The following is a 16,984-nucleotide window of genomic DNA, read 5'->3' as shown; positions in this document are numbered from 1 at the left end:
ATTAAGATTAAAAACATAGGGAGAATTCATGAATTCAGTTGTAAATGCTGTGAAGAATAATTTAGATTTATCACAGAATGTTCCTTTGAAAGTTGCCTTTTACGAGGCCTTGCGAAAAACGATTATCCTAAGCGAGATTCCTGCCGGTTCCCGCATCAATGAAAAAGAACTGGCAACAGCACTCAATATCAGCCGGACACCGATTCGCTATGCGCTGGGGGTTTTGCAGGAAGAAAAATTAGTTGAGCATATTCCCAAACGCGGTATTATTGTGCGCGGCATTAGTTTAAAAGATGCTATCGAGATTTTTGATATTCGCAAGGCTTTGGATACCTTAGCAGCAACCAAGGCTATGTATCTGATGAACGAGGAAGACTTTGCAGAGATGAAAAAAATCCTGACCGACTGTGAAGGATTTATTGATGACGGCGATATCGAAACCATTCTGGATAACTTTAACCAGTTTAACGACCTCATCTACCGCAAAAGTCAGATGCTGCGTCTGAGAGAGATTGTGACGGAGCTGCAGACTTATCTCAGATACTTTAGGGAAATCTCCATTGGCTCTGTAGAAAGACGTAAACGCGCTTTAAAAGAGCACTGGATTATTTACCGCGGCATGCGCAACAGAGATGTTGAACAAATTACCCTGATTACACATGAACATTTGAATTCTTCTTTAGAATTTATCCTGCAGCAAATGGAAAGCCGGCAAGATGGGCACCATTAACGAAAACCTTGAGTGTGTCAGCAGCCTGGCTGTCAAGGCTCTTTTATATGAACTGGCTCTGTCTCCAAAGCCCGGATTGGTAGACCGTTATGATACAGGTGCCCATGATGATATGGGCTTTTATACCTTTACAGACAGCATTATGGCACTTGAACCTTTTTTTCGCCTCTATATTCAAACCGGCTGGACCTATCACAGCGAACATCCTGAACAGCTCTTTCATCGTCTCAGAGCCTTAGGCCTTAAGGCCGAGTCGGCTATGTTTACTGCTACTTTAGGGATCAATACCCACAAAGGAGTTAACTTTTCCTTTGCTTTGCTGCTCGGCGCTACTGGAGCTTATTTGGCTGAGCATCCTGAACTGCTGCAGAGAAGACCGTGTTTCACTCCTGCTGACAGTCAAGCTGTCTGCACCTTAGCCGCTGGCATGACTAAACGCTTGGTTGCCCATGATTTAAACCATTTGGAAAAGAAATCTGAATTGACTCACGGCGAACGCCTTTTTCTTGAACACGGCATCAAGGGTCCCCGCGGAGAAGCCGCTAGCGGCTATGCTTCACTGACGCAAAAAGCCCTGCCGTTTTTAAGACAGGAGCTGAGAAAAGGAACAGACAAAAATGCCGTACAGCTCCAACTGCTGCTTTACCTTATGTCATTCGTTGAGGACGGCAATCTCATTCACCGCGGCGGGATTACCGCTTGGAAAGAGGTCAAACAGGAATCTGAGATTCTCTTAAAAAACACACCGTCTAAAGATCTGGCCGGTCGGATGAGTGCCTACAACCAAAAGCTGATTGAGCGCCATTTAAGCCCGGGAGGCTCTGCTGATTTGCTGTCTTTGACCTTCTACTTTGCTTTTTTGGAAGGCCTTCTTTAATCCATAGCGATCTTCTTAAAATAACCGGTACAGTTATTACTTGGAAATAAGCGCAAACATGCTGAGGACTCCTCAGCATGTTCGTTTTTTTAATTTTTCTTTTTGTCCTTACAGAAAATGCACAATGAATCTTACTAAGATGGGCATGATAATAACAGTATAAAGGGTGCGGCTGATTTGAATCCCTGCAATTTTAGGCATATCCCCGCCTAATTCTCCGGCAAGCAGGGAAATATCTGTTGCCCCAGCCGGCGATGACGCAAAAAGGGCAGACTGCAAATCTAAGATTCCCCTCTTGTACATAACAAAGCCAAAGAAAGCATTGATAATCAGATAGCTCGTCAGCAGCAAAATGATGGGGATGATTAAATGGCGTAATTCCATCAGACTTTTCTGCGTGAAATTAATGCCGATGAGTGAACCGGCACAGACCTGCGCCACATAGCGGATAGCCTTTGTCAGCTGAGCGGTGTTTTTGCTAATCTTTAGAATACTGGAAAAAATAAGAGAGAAAATTAAGGCACCGACCGGAATATCCAGCCACAGTCCAATCAAGCCGCCAACACTGGCAACTGCCAAAATCAAGGCGTTATTCAGCCACTCCTCTTTTAAAGACCGCTTATTTTCGAACGTTTCTTCGGACATGTCCGTTTTTACCATATCTGAAGAAGAAAGAACAGTCTCGTTTTTTTGATTATCAGGAGCAAAACGTTTCGTGATAAAAGCGACCCACATCGGCAAAATGATTAAGATTCCTACCAGCCGGGCAGACTGCAAGGTAGCAACAATATCCGACTGCGCTCCCATATCAATACTCATGAGAGAGACATCAACAATTCCGCCTGGCAGACAGGATAAAAAGGCCGTTACAGCGTCCATGTTAAAAAATAGGATAAACACAAAACCCATCACTATCATATTGACAGTAAACAGCAGCATCAAAGAGGCGATAGACACGGCCAGTTTAGGAAGATTGAGCAGATCTTTTTTGGAAACCTGCTGTCCGATATAGGCACCGCTGACAATCTGAGCAAAAATTTTTAAGGAGGCTTCCATTTTCATTTCTCCGGTAAGGATGGAAAAAACAGCCACAGCAACCATGCTGCCAATCATAAACGGTGCGGGTACCTGCAGCTTTTTGGCAGCTAGTCCGCCCAGAAGGCCTATTAAAAGCGTAAAAGCAATTTCTATCATCATTTTTCCTTCTTACTTAAATAAATCAAGCACCACTGCTTCCTTTTTATTATGACACAATTAAAACTGTTTATAAAGGCATTTTAGGTTCTAAAAGTGTTTCGGATGCCTGTTTGTGTTTAAAAAATGCTTAGTTAGTGTTAAAATAGAAGAAATGTCAGCGCTTAATTGCATTCGTTTTGCTTGCAAACAATCTCTATTTATAAAGGAGCAGCCATGTCAACTTATCCGATTTCAAAAATTTACCCTTCTGATAAAAACAGTTTGCAAAAGATTGATGCCCTGCTGGAACAAGAAGGCATTCACCGGGATGCCAATCTGGATTATACCTGTGCTATGTTTGATAATGACCTCAATGTTATTGCGACCGGCAGCTGTTTTGGCAATACGCTTCGCTGTTTAAGCGTCAGCAGCCGTTACCAAGGTGAGGGGTTGCTCAATGAAATTGTCACCCATCTCATTAACATTCAGTTCGAGCGCGGCAACACCCATATCTTTCTTTATACCAAACCTTGTACGGCCAAATTCTTTGGTGACTTAGGTTTTTACGAGATTGCCAGAGCTGATAATCAAATTGTGTTCATGGAAAATAAGAAAGATGGTTTCACCCGTTACCTCAAAAGCCTTCAGCTGCTGGAACGTAAAGCTTCAACTGCTGCTGCCTTAGTAATTAACGCCAATCCTTTCACCCTGGGACATCAGTATCTGGTTGAAAAAGCAGCTGCTGACAATGATGTTCTCCACCTGTTTATGGTCAGCGAAGACAGCAGCCTTATCCCCTTTGAAATTCGCAAACGACTGATTTTAGAAGGAACTGCTCATCTAGCCAATATTTGCTACCATGAAACCGGTCCTTATATCATCAGCAAATCAACTTTCCCAAGTTATTTCCAAAAAGATCAGGCAGCTGTTATTGAAAGTCAGGCGCGCATTGATTTGGCCATTTTTACGCGTATCGCCCAGCATTTGGGCATCCAAAAGCGCTATGTCGGTGAGGAGCCGACAAGTCTGGTTACCGGTATTTACAATCAGATCATGCTTGAGGAACTTCCTAAGCACGGTATTGAGTGCCTAGTGATTCCTCGCAAAGCTTATAAAAGCGGTCCAATCAGTGCTTCAACCGTCCGGCAGGCTCTCAAGGAAGGCAATATGGACATCTTAAAAGAGCTCCTTCCTCCGACAAGTCTAAGCTATTTTTTGAGCCCTGAAGCCCAGCCGCTTATCCGTAAGATTCAAAAAGAAGCCAATGTTATCCACTATTAGTCCAAATAAACAAAGAGAGACCGAAAGTTTGAATTCTTAGCAAAGAATACCAACACTTTTAGTCTCTTTTTATAAGGGCAGTCGCTGAAATTCCGAACGACTGTCTAATTTTTAACTGCCCGATTTCTAAAATATTCAGGGCAAGACAGCATTTGCCGTCACGAAAGGGGAAATGCTCCTTTCCTTGTGATGTAAACTTGAGTTCCCCGGTCAATCTGACTGTCAACAGCAATGTCCAGCTCAAGACTGTTCAATATCTTTTTAGCCATATAAAGACCTAATCCCGTGGCTTTTTGATGTTCATGCCCGTTGTAACCCGTAAAACCTTCCTCAAAAAGTCTGGGAAGATCTTCTTTTAGAATCCCCATGCCCGTATCTTCAATAAGCACCTGATTTTCTTGAATCGAAATAGTGATACGGCCGCCATTTTTATTATACTTAATGGCATTATCCAAAATTTGCGAAAAGACAAAGCTCAGCCATTTTTTATCTGATTTAAGCTCCCAGTCACCCTTGATATTTACCGAAATATCTTTTTGTAAAAAGAAAATCTGATTTTTCTTAATCAAGTCAATAAGTATCTCACGAACCTGACAGTTTTCAAAACGGAAATCACTCTGATTCTGACTGAATTTGACATAGTTTAAGAGGCGGGCTAAATCATTTTCCAGCCTCAAGAGCTGGCCTTGCACATCACTTTGTTTCAGCTGGTTGGTCTGTGCCATCAAGGAAATTGCAGAAATCGGCACTTTCATCTGATGGGACCACATTTTGATGAGCTGCTGCAAATTTTCTTCCCGCGTTCTATAAGAAAGTCTGTCATCCAGCTGCTCTTCTAACACTTTTGCAAGTGCTGCCTGATAAGCCAAATCGCTGGGGGCCTGCAGAAAACTCAAATTTTTCAGTTCCCTGACCGTCAGAAAATGGTGCAGGCTTTTTAATTTTTGATAAAATTTCCAGTACCAATACAAACTGACAATAAGCAAAATGGTAAGATTAAAAATGAAACTGCTGATAAAGTAAGAAAACGGCAGATGATAAAGATAAAAGGTCAGCCAAAAAGTTAAACTAAGCACTAAGTACAGGCTGTACCAAGAGCTGTATTCTTTAAAAAACGCTCTGATCATTTGATTAAATACCCCACTCCTCTGACTGTATGAATTTTGTCAAAATTCAGTGCCAGCACCTTTTTGCGCAGCCTGGTCATATTGACGCTGAGCGTGTTTTGATCAATAAATTCCTCGCCTTCCCACAGCTGATTAAGAAGAGATTCTTTCGTCACCACTTCACCCTTGTGGTCAATCAACAAAGAGAGAATCTTTGTTTCTGTCGGTGTCAGCTGAATTTTTTCCTGCGTTTCAGTATTGGCAAGCACCCCGTCCAACGTCAGCTCGAAGTCCTCAATTTGATGGCTCTGTTTGGTAAATTCATTAGCCCGGCGCAGAAAAGCCGCGATTTTAGCATCGAGGATTGGTAGCGAAAACGGCTTGCTTAAAAAGTCATCGCCGCCCATATTCATTGCCATAACGGCATTCATCTCTTCATCCGCGCTGGAGATAAAAATAATCGGCATGGTCAGCAGATGCTTTCTGATTTCGGTTGTCCAGTAAAACCCGTTAAAGTAAGGCAGGGTAATATCCATGAGCACTACATCCGGTTTGAATTCGGTGACTTCCTGCAAAATAGCCCTGAAATTATCCACGCTTTTGACATGGTAGTGCTGTCCTAAATGATTTTTTAACAGGCTGACGATGGTGATATCATCTTCAACGATATAAATTTTTCCATGCTTTTTCATAGTTTTATTCTACCAAAAAAGCGGCGAAAAATCGCCACTTCTTCTATCTTTCAATCAATTTGTAATACGTTCTGCTGGTGATTTTGTAAATGATAAAGTAAATGATTAGTATGCCGGAAATAGTCAGTGCGCTGACTGTATAAATCAGCCGGTCGCTCTGCACACCAAATAAGAGAAGGAGCTGTTTTAAAATCGGCAGCGCAAAGATAAAGTGGATAATAGCAACAGCTAAAGGCATAAAGAAGACTAGGATAATCTGTGAATTGATGGTCTTTTTAACCTGTTTTAAACTCATTCCTACTTCTTGCAGGATCCTATAAGAGCGTTTGTCCTGCGTTCCTTCAGATAATTGCTTATAGTAAATAATCAAAGCGGCTCCTAGCAAGAAGGCTATCCCCAGTAAGAAACCTGTAAAAAGAAAACCGCCGGACAATTTCAAGACTTCCTCGCGATAACCCTGGGCAGTTGAAAGAGCGGCAAACAGGCCGTTTTTTTGATTGACGAGAGCACCGCCGTTTTTCTTGGAGAGATCCGTTAGGACCTGCTGCTCCTTTTTAGACAGATTAGCATAAGCGCAGTAAGAATAAGTAGATGGCGTTCGGGCTAATTGATTATAGGCTTTCGTCATAGCTGCCATTACGCTGTCATCAGAAACGATGAGGAGCCCTGCCGGAACAGCGATATTTGAAGTCTTCATATTTTTGATGCTTTTAACAGAAGCAACTTTTTTATAATGCTGGCCCAGCCAATTAACTTTATCAAAATGAAAGGACTGGTTCTGGTTGTTATTATAAAAAGCAACCTCATCTGCAGCAAGCTGCTTGACCTTGTTGCCCAGCTTTCTGAAATCATCCTGAGTAATAATCTCTATCGCACCGACTTTATCAATATTCTTATAAGAAGGACTGTTCGAAACAAATGAGCGTCTTACATTGAGGGTTTTAGACTGGCCGTAAGGAACAGCGAAGTCCACTGACTGGTATTGATCAAAGGACTTATGAAAGTTTTTGTCTGCCTGTTTAAGCGGAAGAACAGCCTTTGTCTCAATCTGCTCCTCTGCTTCTTTACGGTTAGTGATATGATAAAAATCAATCATCGTATTCTTAGGATAACTCATTTGAACAAGGTTTTCGTTGCTGGTATAAAGGGCAGCTGTTGAAAAAACCGTTACAAAAGCCATGATAGCAAGGAGTGTAATGTTGGCAAGCCCGACAGCATTTTGCTTCATACGGAAAATCATCTGCGATGTTGTAACAAAATGCTCAGGCTTGTAAAAATAGCGTTTGCTTTTGCGGCGGAATTTCAAATACCATGTGATGAAACTGATATAAAATAAATAGGTTCCCAAAATAACCGCTAAGATAGCTTGGAAAAAGCGCACAATCCCTGTGAGAGCGCTCAAATGTACTGAAGAAACAGACAAATAATAACCATAGCCCAGAGCCAAAACACCGATAACAGCTAATAGAATATTGCCTTTGGGTTCACGCTCACCCTGGCTTTGATTGCCGAAAAGATTGAGCGCCGATGCCCGGTGGATTTTAATGGCACTGACTGCTTCAAGCAGAACAAAAATAACTGCAAATAAGAGAATATTTACAACAAACGCTTTGGGATTGATGGAAAAATTCAGTTGGTTATAGTGTACCAGATTAACAAAAATCAGGTTAAAAAAGTTAGCAAAAACCATACTTAAAATAACGCCCAAAACCATAGTTACCAGATAAACGATAGCTAACTCTATCGTTGACAGCCAGATGATCTGCTTCTTGTTCATGCCCAGAATATTATAAAGTCCAAATTCCTGATTGCGCTGTTTTAAGAGGAAATTATAACTGTACAGACACATGATAGCGGCAAAAATAGTCAGAACGACATTGGCCAATCCTAAGGCAGTCGTACCAGTCCCCATGCTTTTAGCAGCCGGACTCAGCAAAATGAGCAGTGTGATACCGCTGAATAAAAAGGTTGTGACACTGACCAGAAAGAAAGGGGCAAAATGCTTGAAGGACTGCTTGATATTATTGAGAGCTAATTTGATATAAAACATCCTACTCACCTCCTAGAAGAGCTGACATGGTCAGTGAGATATCTTTGCTGAATTCCTGATTGTTTTTGTTTCCTTTATAAATTTGGTGAAAAATCCGCCCATCCTTGATAAAAAGAACACGCTTGGCATGGCTGGCTGCATTGGCCGAGTGGGTCACCATCAAAACGGTCTGACCGTCAGCGTTAATAGTCTCAAACAAATTCAGCAGATCTTCTGAATTACGGTAGTCAAGAGCTGCTGTCGGTTCGTCTGCCAAGAGGATCTGCGGGTTGGTAATTAAGCTGCGGGCGATAGCAACACGCTGCTTTTGCCCGCCGGAAAGCTCAAAGGGCCGCTTTTCCAATAAATCCTGAATTCTCAGCTTTGACGCAATGCGCTGCAGGCGCTTCTCCATTTCTTTATAACTCTTGCGGTCCAGAACCAGCGGCAAAAAGATATTGTCTTTGACAGAGAGCGTATCCAGCAGATTAAATTCTTGAAAGACAAAACCTAAATTTTTCAGACGAAAGCCGGCCAACTCTCCTTCCTCAATCTTGGTAATGTCTTTGCCGTTCAAAATAACCGTTCCGTTAGTCGGCTTTTCAAGAGTCGCCAAAATGTTCAGCAAGGTCGTCTTACCAGAGCCGGACTCTCCCATGATGGCAATAAATTCACTCTTATCAACTTTAAAATCGACATCCTGCAGGGCGCGTGTTTCCTCTTTTGAAAAACGCGTGCGGAAGACTTTTTCTAAATGATTAATTTCTAAAAACATAATGTCTCCTTTTTTCATTATACCTTAATTCATTTGGAAGGTCACTTCCTTTTGGATACCTTTATTCTATACCAAAAAAGACATCCAAGCCTTACACTTGGATGTCTTAATCTTACATAATTGTAAGGTTAAGCAGAACGGTCTGATAAAATGGGCTTGCACTGCTTCTGCTCATTTCTTAAAAGAACGGGTAAAAGAAATGATAGAGATTGCCAAAGGTATTGTAACCACGGCTGATGCGATATTGACTGCGGAAGGCATCTCTCTGCCGTGAGAGACCTCCGTGACGGTATTGATGATTACGGTCAAAATAGAATCTGCGATTGTTAATGGTATTCCAGCCGGTTACAGCATAGCCATTATTATCGAAATAGTACAGTCTGCCATCAGATGTTCTGACATAACGGTTGCGGATTTGATCACCTGAATCAGCATCATAGTAACTCAAGCGACCGTAGCGATCCGTGATAAACTCACCCTTAGCCTGAACACCGTTAGCTTTGAAGTAGAGGTGCTGTCCGTTGATTGTTTGGGCACCTGTTACGGCAAAACCGTTGGCACCAAAGTAGAACCATTGGCCTTGAGCATTGCGGACAAAGCGATTAGTAATTAGATCACCTGAATCAGCATCGTAGTAACTCAAGCGGCCGTAGCGATCCGTGATAAACTCACCTTTAGCCTGAACACCGTTAGCTTTGAAGTAGAGGTGCTGTCCGTTGATTGTTTGAGCACCTGTTACGGCAACACCGTCAGCACCAAAGTAGAACCATTGGCCTTGAGCGTTTCTGACGAAGCGATTAGTGATTTGATTACCGGAGTTTTGATCAAAGTACCTTACTTCACCATCTTTCGTAGTGACAAATTCACCTTTGACTTGGAAGCCGGAAGCATCATAGTATTGAACATCACCATCAACCTCAGTCAGTCCGACTGCCATGACACCATCTTTGAAATAACGCCATTGTTGGCCGAAGAGATAATATCCGTTCTCATAACGTTTACCGTCGTTGCCGTAATAAGACAGAACCTGATTGCCGTTGTCATAGATAGCATCTCTTAACTGCACACCGTTTGGCAGGAAGTAGTAATTGTCGCCGTCTATAACCTGAACACCGGTTACCATGTAACCGTCAGCATCGAAGTAATACCAGTTATCACCTTCACTGATAAAGACAGCTTTAGCCTGATTGCCGCTGGTTGAATAATAGATATAACCCTTGCCGTCATAAACGAAGCCGCTTGGACTTTCCTGATTCAGCAATTGTTTTGGCAGGAAGAGATGATCCTCATCAAGGCTGAAGTAAGTGTTGGTTGCCTGATCTCTCAGGACATAGCCGGCACCGCGTCCAAGAATATTGGTACCGTTGAAATATTTAGCAGACCATTGCTTGATTTTCACAGACGGATCCATGGGCAGACCGGTTGAAATTTGTTTTCTGGCAAATAATTCAGGGTATTTAGCCTGAAGTTCATCCAAGAACTCACCGCCGTATTTAGCCTGCTGGTCATTTCCTGAACTCTTGCTGTCAACTACATAAAGGCTTTCTTTGATTTGAGATCCTGAAACAGGATTGCCGTATTTGTCAACACGCGTTACTGAAACAACTTCTTTTTCAGGGAAAGCGTACATTTGATCCGGCACCCAGTCAGCCATGACTTTGATTCCCTTGCTGTGAAGAGCTTTAATAGCATTGACAAGGTCATCAGCTGTACCGTATTTATTAGCTTTTGAAATACCTAAATCATAACGGTCGGTAAAAGCGTAACCGTTTTGGATAACAGAGTCAAGGAAGCTTCCGTCAGTAGATGAGACATATTGCGGCGCCATCTCAAAATCAGTAATTCCCCATTCAGCAAATTTGTCTGCATTTTTAGCAATAACAACGTTGGTGTACTCTTCTCTTGTTGTGGCAAATGCTTGGAAGTTAGAGAAGCCTTCAAACATGACACGTGAATCAAGAGCTGCATTTTGATGGATAGACTTGCCGTCTGTTGCTGCTGTTTCGCTAGGGGCAACACGGATATCCTGATCTTCACTGGCACCTACCGGTACCCAAACAGCTAAATAGCCTGATACCTGAGGGTTGGCATAACCCTTGATATCAGCAGCCGTAAAGATCAGCTCACCGTTTTCATTGGTATAGCGGACCAGTGCTGCTGCTTCTTGGTCGGTATTATAGGTTGCAACACCGTTGTCCGTTGTCAAAATCAAAGGACGGTAAGCTTGGTTCTTATGAGCCGCACCCATGTTGATTACCAAGCGTTCATCCTGATTGAGACGAAGACTTGGCTGATTAGCTTCAATAACGGCAATACCTGACTGACGCGTTAATTGGTCGCCTGTTTCAGTGGCAGTCATTGCACCTTTACCGTAGCGAACAGATGTCAGAACAGTTTGATCCCATTTTGTACGGTCGGTGTTGGAAAGGTAGTTTACTTTCATGCTTTGACCGCCGGAAACGTATTTAATACGAGCTTTCAAAAGACTTTCGATGGCATCAAAATTAATAGTTTTGTTAGCCATGTATTGACCGTCATCAGTAAACATATCTCCATAATAAATACGCGGAACACTGGATTTATTGGTCAAAATCAGGGCATAAGAAAGAGCCGTATTGTAGTGAGTATATTTCTTATTGGTTGCTTTCAGATCATCGTTGTAAATCTTGAAGGCTTTTTCAATTTCTTCTTCTGTGAATGAATACCCAAATGAATTTGGATTGATTTCAGCCTTGATGATATCACGAATCAGATCCTGCACTTCACTGTCATGAGCACGTACAAAGGAATAAGACGGAATCTCAGCTGTTTCAGCACTGTCATTTGTACGGTCAACCAAGCTGTTGGTAACCAAGGGTTCAAGACCTGAACGAACATTTAAAGGCCGTGCCAATGACCAAATGAAAGACAAACGGAGCTTATTGTCCATATTGATCATGTTATCGCCATCATCATGCAGATATGGAGTATCGTTATCGCTCCAGGCTTCTAAAATAGACAAGTGGTCATTAGCGTTTTTGTCACTCTTATTGATCCCTTGGACATATTTTAAATAGTCGCCGGCAATCTGAAGCAAGTCAGCATCAACATTGTCCACGGCATCAACACGGATAGAGTCAAAATTGGCATCAGGATCATTTGCATAAATAGAACCAAAGTTCATCAAGAAATGCAGCCAGTTCAATTGCTCTGCCTGAACAACTGGGTTGGAATTATCGACGTCATTAGCCAGCAGGAATTCATAGCCGCCGATAGTCGGATCGGCTGTATAGCGCGGATCTTTTTGACCGGTTTGATTAGTCGGTGTGCGGTTCAAAATGCGGTAAGCAGAGTCCGCATACGGTGTCAATGAGCTTTCGTTATCATAAAGCAAAGCACCGTTTTGCAAGTGATCATCAAACGGTTTTTCACTGTCACTGTTCCAGGCTGACTGTGTTTTAACAAAAGCAGAGATTGTCTCACGCAGCCATTGTGTATTTTGCATGACAGAAATCTTTTCTTCAATCTTAGCTTGAACCATCTGTGCAGCTAAATTCAGCTCTGCCTGACTGGCTGAATCACTGTAAGTTTTATCAAGTCCAAGCTGGCTGCTCATATAATTAACGTATTGACGCTGTACTTCTTTATCCGGCCACCAAGTCATCAAAAGCGGACGAAAATCATCTTGTTCTGATTCAGTCCAAGTCACGCCGTCTTTTAAGATATATTTAGGACGGTACCAAGATTCCGCAGTCAAATAGTTATCAATTTGTTCAAAGTTTTCAGCCGCAGTGCTGTATACTTGATTGTATTTAGCAAAAGAATTTTCAGCGGTTGCCAAAGAAGATTCTGCAGCAACCTTGACACTTGATGTATCGGTATAAGCACCGGTTTCATCGAAATACAAGGTTTTTCCGTTGACAGCTACTGTGTAATTTTTTTGAACAGACCCGTCAGCATTATAATAGTAATACTTACCATTAACTTTCTTGACATTGGCCATACCTTCAAGAACTTTGACATCAGCAGAAGTATCTGCTGCTTGTGCCGGACGGCTGACAGCATCACGTGCTGTCTCAGCAGGATTTGTCTGTACTGCGGTCCAGCTTTGTTCTTTTTGAGCACTTGTTTGTGCCTGAGTTGTTGCGTTTACCGCCTGAGTCTGATTTTCAGCAGAAGTAACAAGGGTATCAGCAGCTGTTGTTTGAGCCGGACTTGTAACTTCTTGGTTAGCTGTAACATCATCAGCAGATGTTACAGCAGATTCTTCTGCCGTGGTAACAACATTGGCATTTGAATCCGTTGAGGGACTGACTGTTTCAGCTGACTCTGCCTTGACCAGCCCGCCTGACAGCGCTGCTAAAGTCATCATTGCTGATGCAACAGAAACGGTTACCCATCTTTTTTTAACTTTGCGCAATTTATAATGCACTTTCTTGTCCATTAGGAACCTCCCAAATTAAGATGTTTTTTCACAAAACGTCATTATTGTAACACTTTTCTAATCAAAAAACAACGATTATCATTTTATATTAAAAATGTAAACGTTTTTCAAATTTTTTCAACATTTTTTGAAAAGCAGGTACATAAGCCCATCATAAAAGGGTTGAGACTGTCAGCCTTAACCCTTTAAAAACCACAGCAATGAATAATGTTAAATAACGATGAAATCAGTTAATACCTGAAGTGAACGCTGAGCGATTTTTTCATAACGTTCTTTTTTATCACGGATGCGCGGGCCTTCCAATTCCTTAATAATACCAAAGTTAATATTCATGGGCTGAAAATGCTTGCTGTCAGTATGCGTAATGTAATGCGGCAGAGCCCCAATGGCAGTTGTCTGAGGAAAGACTGCTGCTTCTTCTTTTTTCAAGCGGCGGACAGCATTGATACCGGCAACAAGCCCAGATGCGGCAGACTCTACATAGCCTTCAACTCCTGTCATTTGGCCCGCAAAGAAAAGATTTGGATTTTGGCGTGTTGCAAAAGTAGGCTCTAAAAGATTGGGAGAATCCATATAAGAATTGCGGTGCATGACACCATAGCGCACAAATTCTGCTTTTTCAAGCCCTGGGATCATCTGAAAGACACGTTTTTGTTCTCCCCATTTCAGATGTGTCTGGAAGCCGACAATATTATAAAGACTTCCGGCCGCATTGTCCTGACGGAGCTGTACAACTGCATAAGGCGTTTTATAGTCACCATCACGAGGTCCTTTATAATCATCCGGATATTCCAGACCGACAGGCTTCATAGGACCGTAAAGCATGGTTTTAATGCCTCGCTTAGCCATGACTTCAATAGGCATGCAGCCCTCAAAATACTTTTCCTTTTCAAAAGAATTAAGCGGTGCTTCTTCTGCTGTTATTAGAACCTCATAAAAAGCTATAAACTCTTCCTTGGTCATCGGACAGTTGAGATAGGCTGCTTGACCCTTGTCATAGCGCGATTTGAGATAGACTTTTTCCATGTCGATAGAATTCTTATCAACAATCGGTGCAGCCGCATCGTAAAAATAAAAACCATCACCGCCGTTGAGTGCGTGAATTTTCTCAGCCAAAGCATCGCTTGTTAAAGGACCTGTGGCGATAACTGTAACCTCATCCTCGGGAATTTCTGTGATCTCATCACGTATAACTTCAACAAGAGGATGATTCATGACCTCATCTGTCACCTTTTGCGAAAAACCATCACGATCTACGGCTAAAGCGCCGCCGGCGGGTACACGGGTGCTTTCCGCTGCTCGCATAATAACAGAATCTAAGCGCCGCATTTCTTCTTTCAAAAGTCCAACTGCATTGGTCAAACTGTCGCCGCGCAGAGAGTTGGAACACACCAGCTCTGCAAATTTATCCGTTTTGTGCTGCGGCGTAGATTTAACACCGCGCATTTCATAAAGTTTGACAGGAACTCCGCGTTTAGCAATCTGATAAGCTGCCTCGCTTCCTGCAAGTCCTGCACCGATAACATTGATGTAAGATTGAGACATAGCACTAATACCTCTTGGGAACACAGACAGTGCTGCCATCACAGCTCCAAATATTTAGCCGATGGTGCAGCGCAATTTCTTGTTCCCTCAAATCTTTCTATAAAGTAATATATGTTATTATACCATATTTAAAACCTGCTTGGGCCGCTGCTTTCAGGCAGACAGGTGCAGAAAAGCAGCAAAAAAGTTTGCATAATTTTTCTTATGCAAACTTTTTGAGCTATTTAATAATTTCTTCCTTATAATCACAGGCTTCGCTGCTGCAGATAACCTGTTTTCCGCCGCCGCGAACTTTTTTCTCAACCAGGAAGTCTCCCGATTTAGGGCAGTTCCGGCCGACTGGTTTATCCCATGATGTAAATTCACATTCCGGATAGCGGTCGCAGCCGTAAAAGATACGGTTGCGTTTTGTTTTACGCTCAATCACCTGACCCTTACTGCAAAGCGGACAGGTAACGCCGATTTCTTTGGTAATGGCTTTAGTGTTATGACATTCAGGGAAGTTGCTGCAGGCGTAAAATTTGCCATAGCGGCCTAATTTAATAACCATTGGATGTCCACAGACATCGCAGTCAAAACCTGCAGGCTCATCCTTGATTTGAATCTTTTCAATTTCTGTTTCAGCCTTGGCAAGCTCTTTTTCAAAAGGCTTGTAAAAACTATCAATAACCTTCTGCCACTGCTCATGACCTTCTTCTACTTGGTCGAGCTTCCCTTCCATCTCGGCTGTAAATTTGACATCTACAATATCCGGGAAAAATTCAAGAATCAAACCATTGACAATCTCACCGAGTTCGGTTGGTTCAAAGCGCTTCGCTGCGAGTTTGACATAATAACGTTTTTGAATCGTCTCAAGAGTCGGTGCATAGGTAGACGGCCGGCCAACGCCATTTTCTTCCAGAGTTTTAATGAGCGTCGCTTCAGAATAGCGGGCAAGCGGTTGGGTGAAATGCTGTTCAGGATTAGTTGAAACCTTCTTAACAGTGTCACCTTCTGCCATATCGGGAAGCATTTTATTCTTATCAGAGTCATTGTAGACAGCTAAGTAACCGTCAAATTTCACCTGACTGCCGTTAGCGGTGAAGCGGACACCGTTTTGTTCAAGGTTAACCTTCATGGTATCGAAAACAGCAGCCGTCATTTGACTGGCAACGAAGCGATTCCAAATAAGCGTGTAAAGCTTCAGCTGATCCTTGTCTAAGTATTTGGCAATAGATTCAGGTGTCTGGTTGACATTGGAAGGTCTAATGGCTTCGTGAGCGTCTTGAGCTCCGGACGCATTTCTGACGCGATTGCCGTGCTTGGCGTACTTATCTCCAAAATGCTCAGAAATAAAATTAGCGGCGTCACTTTGAGCAACCGGACTGATTCTGGTCGAATCTGTACGCATATAGGTGATAAGCCCCTGCTGGCCGCTGGAACCCAGTCTGATGCCCTCATAGAGCTGCTGAGCAACCATCATGGTCTTTCGTGTTCTGAAATTAATTTTATTGGCGGCATCCTGCTGCAGCGATGACGTGGTGTAAGGAAGCGGTGCATTGCGCTTGCGTTCCTTTTTTTCTACCCTACTGACAAGAAATTCATCACTTGTAATACGAGCCAGTATTTCCTTGACCGCTGCATTGTCTTTAAGTTTGACTTTTTTGCCGTCAAGTCCATAAAAGCTGGCTTGAAATTTTTTGTTTCCTTTTTTAAAGAAGCCGTCAATACTCCAATATTCTTCCGGTTTAAAAGCCTTAATCTCATTTTCACGGTCAATAATAAGCTTCAAGGCAACGGATTGGACACGTCCTGCCGAGAGGCCTTTTTTGACCTTTTTCCATAAAATAGGTGAAATGGAGTAGCCGACAATTCTATCTAAAACACGGCGCGCCTGCTGGGCGTCAACAAGATTCATATCAATCTGACGCGGCTCAACAAAAGCATTTTTTACAGCATCTTTGGTGATTTCATTAAAAACAACACGGTTTTTCCCCTTGGGATCAAGGTCTAAAATATGGGCTAAATGCCAGGAAATAGCTTCCCCTTCACGGTCCGGGTCACTGGCCAGAAAAACCTGCTTGGCATTTTTGGCTTCTTTTTTCAGAGAATTGATTAAAGGACCTTTGCCGCGGATATTGATATATTGGGGTTCATAGTTATTGTCAAAATCAATGGACATGCTTGATTTTTTCAAATCACGGATATGCCCTACCGAAGCAACAACCTTGTATGACCGTCCAAGATATTTTTCAATCGTCTTTGCCTTGGCAGGGGATTCAACGATGACTAAATTCTTTTTAGGTGCTGTCCTTTTTTTGCCTATCTTTTTTGTTTTTACTGCAGTTTTACTTGTCAATATTCTACACTT

General features: G+C 42.5%; 11 protein-coding genes. 3 read left to right on the top strand and 8 right to left on the bottom strand.

The features are described from left to right. Positions 1–28: 28 nt before the first annotated feature. The gene (locus AC4HAF_RS03840; RefSeq protein ID WP_491090477.1) at positions 29–730 is read left to right on the top strand and encodes a GntR family transcriptional regulator; all 702 of its coding nucleotides are present in this window, start codon (positions 29–31) and stop codon (positions 728–730) included. Beyond that, positions 717–1,607 carry a triphosphoribosyl-dephospho-CoA synthase CitG gene (gene citG, locus AC4HAF_RS03835; protein ID WP_491096742.1) on the top strand — a complete coding sequence of 297 codons (891 nt, stop codon included), beginning with the start codon at positions 717–719 and terminating at the stop codon, positions 1,605–1,607. The genes AC4HAF_RS03840 and citG overlap by 14 nt, the downstream gene beginning before the upstream one ends. A gap of 108 nt (positions 1,608–1,715) precedes the next feature. On the opposite strand, the gene AC4HAF_RS03830 is transcribed toward citG, so the two are convergent. Beyond that, positions 1,716–2,801 (bottom strand): AbrB family transcriptional regulator, encoded by a 1,086-nt coding sequence (locus AC4HAF_RS03830; RefSeq protein ID WP_491096782.1) that lies wholly within the window; start codon positions 2,799–2,801, stop codon positions 1,716–1,718. Between the two features lie 216 nt (positions 2,802–3,017). On the opposite strand from AC4HAF_RS03830, the gene citC reads away from it, so the two are divergent. Continuing rightward, positions 3,018–4,064, top strand: a complete 1,047-nt coding sequence (gene citC, locus AC4HAF_RS03825; protein WP_491090482.1) for a [citrate (pro-3S)-lyase] ligase — start codon at positions 3,018–3,020, stop codon at positions 4,062–4,064. A gap of 158 nt (positions 4,065–4,222) precedes the next feature. On the opposite strand, the gene AC4HAF_RS03820 is transcribed toward citC, so the two are convergent. The 7 genes from AC4HAF_RS03820 to topA form a co-directional block, all read right to left on the bottom strand. Beyond that, positions 4,223–5,191, bottom strand: coding sequence for a sensor histidine kinase (locus tag AC4HAF_RS03820; RefSeq protein ID WP_491096741.1), 969 nt, complete (start codon positions 5,189–5,191; stop codon positions 4,223–4,225). Beyond that, positions 5,188–5,862, bottom strand: a complete 675-nt coding sequence (locus tag AC4HAF_RS03815) for a response regulator transcription factor (protein WP_491096740.1) — start codon at positions 5,860–5,862, stop codon at positions 5,188–5,190. Before AC4HAF_RS03815 ends, AC4HAF_RS03820 begins: the two co-directional genes overlap by 4 nt. A gap of 43 nt (positions 5,863–5,905) precedes the next feature. Then, on the bottom strand, positions 5,906–7,912 hold the full coding sequence (locus tag AC4HAF_RS03810) for an ABC transporter permease (protein ID WP_491096739.1): 2,007 nt from the start codon (positions 7,910–7,912) through the stop codon (positions 5,906–5,908). Position 7,913: 1 nt separating this feature from the next. Beyond that, positions 7,914–8,666 carry an ABC transporter ATP-binding protein gene (locus AC4HAF_RS03805; protein ID WP_491096738.1) on the bottom strand — a complete coding sequence of 251 codons (753 nt, stop codon included), beginning with the start codon at positions 8,664–8,666 and terminating at the stop codon, positions 7,914–7,916. 178 nt (positions 8,667–8,844) lie between these two features. Beyond that, on the bottom strand, positions 8,845–13,089 hold the full coding sequence (locus tag AC4HAF_RS03800) for a glycoside hydrolase family 70 protein (RefSeq protein ID WP_491096737.1): 4,245 nt from the start codon (positions 13,087–13,089) through the stop codon (positions 8,845–8,847). Positions 13,090–13,299: 210 nt separating this feature from the next. Beyond that, positions 13,300–14,634 carry a methylenetetrahydrofolate--tRNA-(uracil(54)-C(5))-methyltransferase (FADH(2)-oxidizing) TrmFO gene (gene trmFO, locus AC4HAF_RS03795; protein WP_491096736.1) on the bottom strand — a complete coding sequence of 445 codons (1,335 nt, stop codon included), beginning with the start codon at positions 14,632–14,634 and terminating at the stop codon, positions 13,300–13,302. Positions 14,635–14,854: 220 nt separating this feature from the next. Next, entirely contained in the window at positions 14,855–16,972 is a 2,118-nt protein-coding gene (gene topA, locus AC4HAF_RS03790; RefSeq protein WP_491096735.1) for a type I DNA topoisomerase, read from the bottom strand. Between the last annotated feature and the right edge of the window lie 12 nt (positions 16,973–16,984).

This window comes from Streptococcus sp. ELY_90, assembly GCF_058314475.1.
This window is presented reverse-complemented; position numbering and strand designations above follow the sequence as displayed.

Coding starts and splice junctions, on each gene's coding strand:
- AC4HAF_RS03840 (WP_491090477.1), top strand. CDS start 29: ATGAATTCAGTTGTAAATGCTGTGAAGAATAATTTAGATTTATCACAG.
- citG (WP_491096742.1), top strand. CDS start 717: ATGGGCACCATTAACGAAAACCTTGAGTGTGTCAGCAGCCTGGCTGTC.
- AC4HAF_RS03830 (WP_491096782.1), bottom strand. CDS start 2,801: ATGATAGAAATTGCTTTTACGCTTTTAATAGGCCTTCTGGGCGGACTA.
- citC (WP_491090482.1), top strand. CDS start 3,018: ATGTCAACTTATCCGATTTCAAAAATTTACCCTTCTGATAAAAACAGT.
- AC4HAF_RS03820 (WP_491096741.1), bottom strand. CDS start 5,191: ATGATCAGAGCGTTTTTTAAAGAATACAGCTCTTGGTACAGCCTGTAC.
- AC4HAF_RS03815 (WP_491096740.1), bottom strand. CDS start 5,862: ATGAAAAAGCATGGAAAAATTTATATCGTTGAAGATGATATCACCATC.
- AC4HAF_RS03810 (WP_491096739.1), bottom strand. CDS start 7,912: ATGTTTTATATCAAATTAGCTCTCAATAATATCAAGCAGTCCTTCAAG.
- AC4HAF_RS03805 (WP_491096738.1), bottom strand. CDS start 8,666: ATGTTTTTAGAAATTAATCATTTAGAAAAAGTCTTCCGCACGCGTTTT.
- AC4HAF_RS03800 (WP_491096737.1), bottom strand. CDS start 13,089: ATGGACAAGAAAGTGCATTATAAATTGCGCAAAGTTAAAAAAAGATGG.
- trmFO (WP_491096736.1), bottom strand. CDS start 14,634: ATGTCTCAATCTTACATCAATGTTATCGGTGCAGGACTTGCAGGAAGC.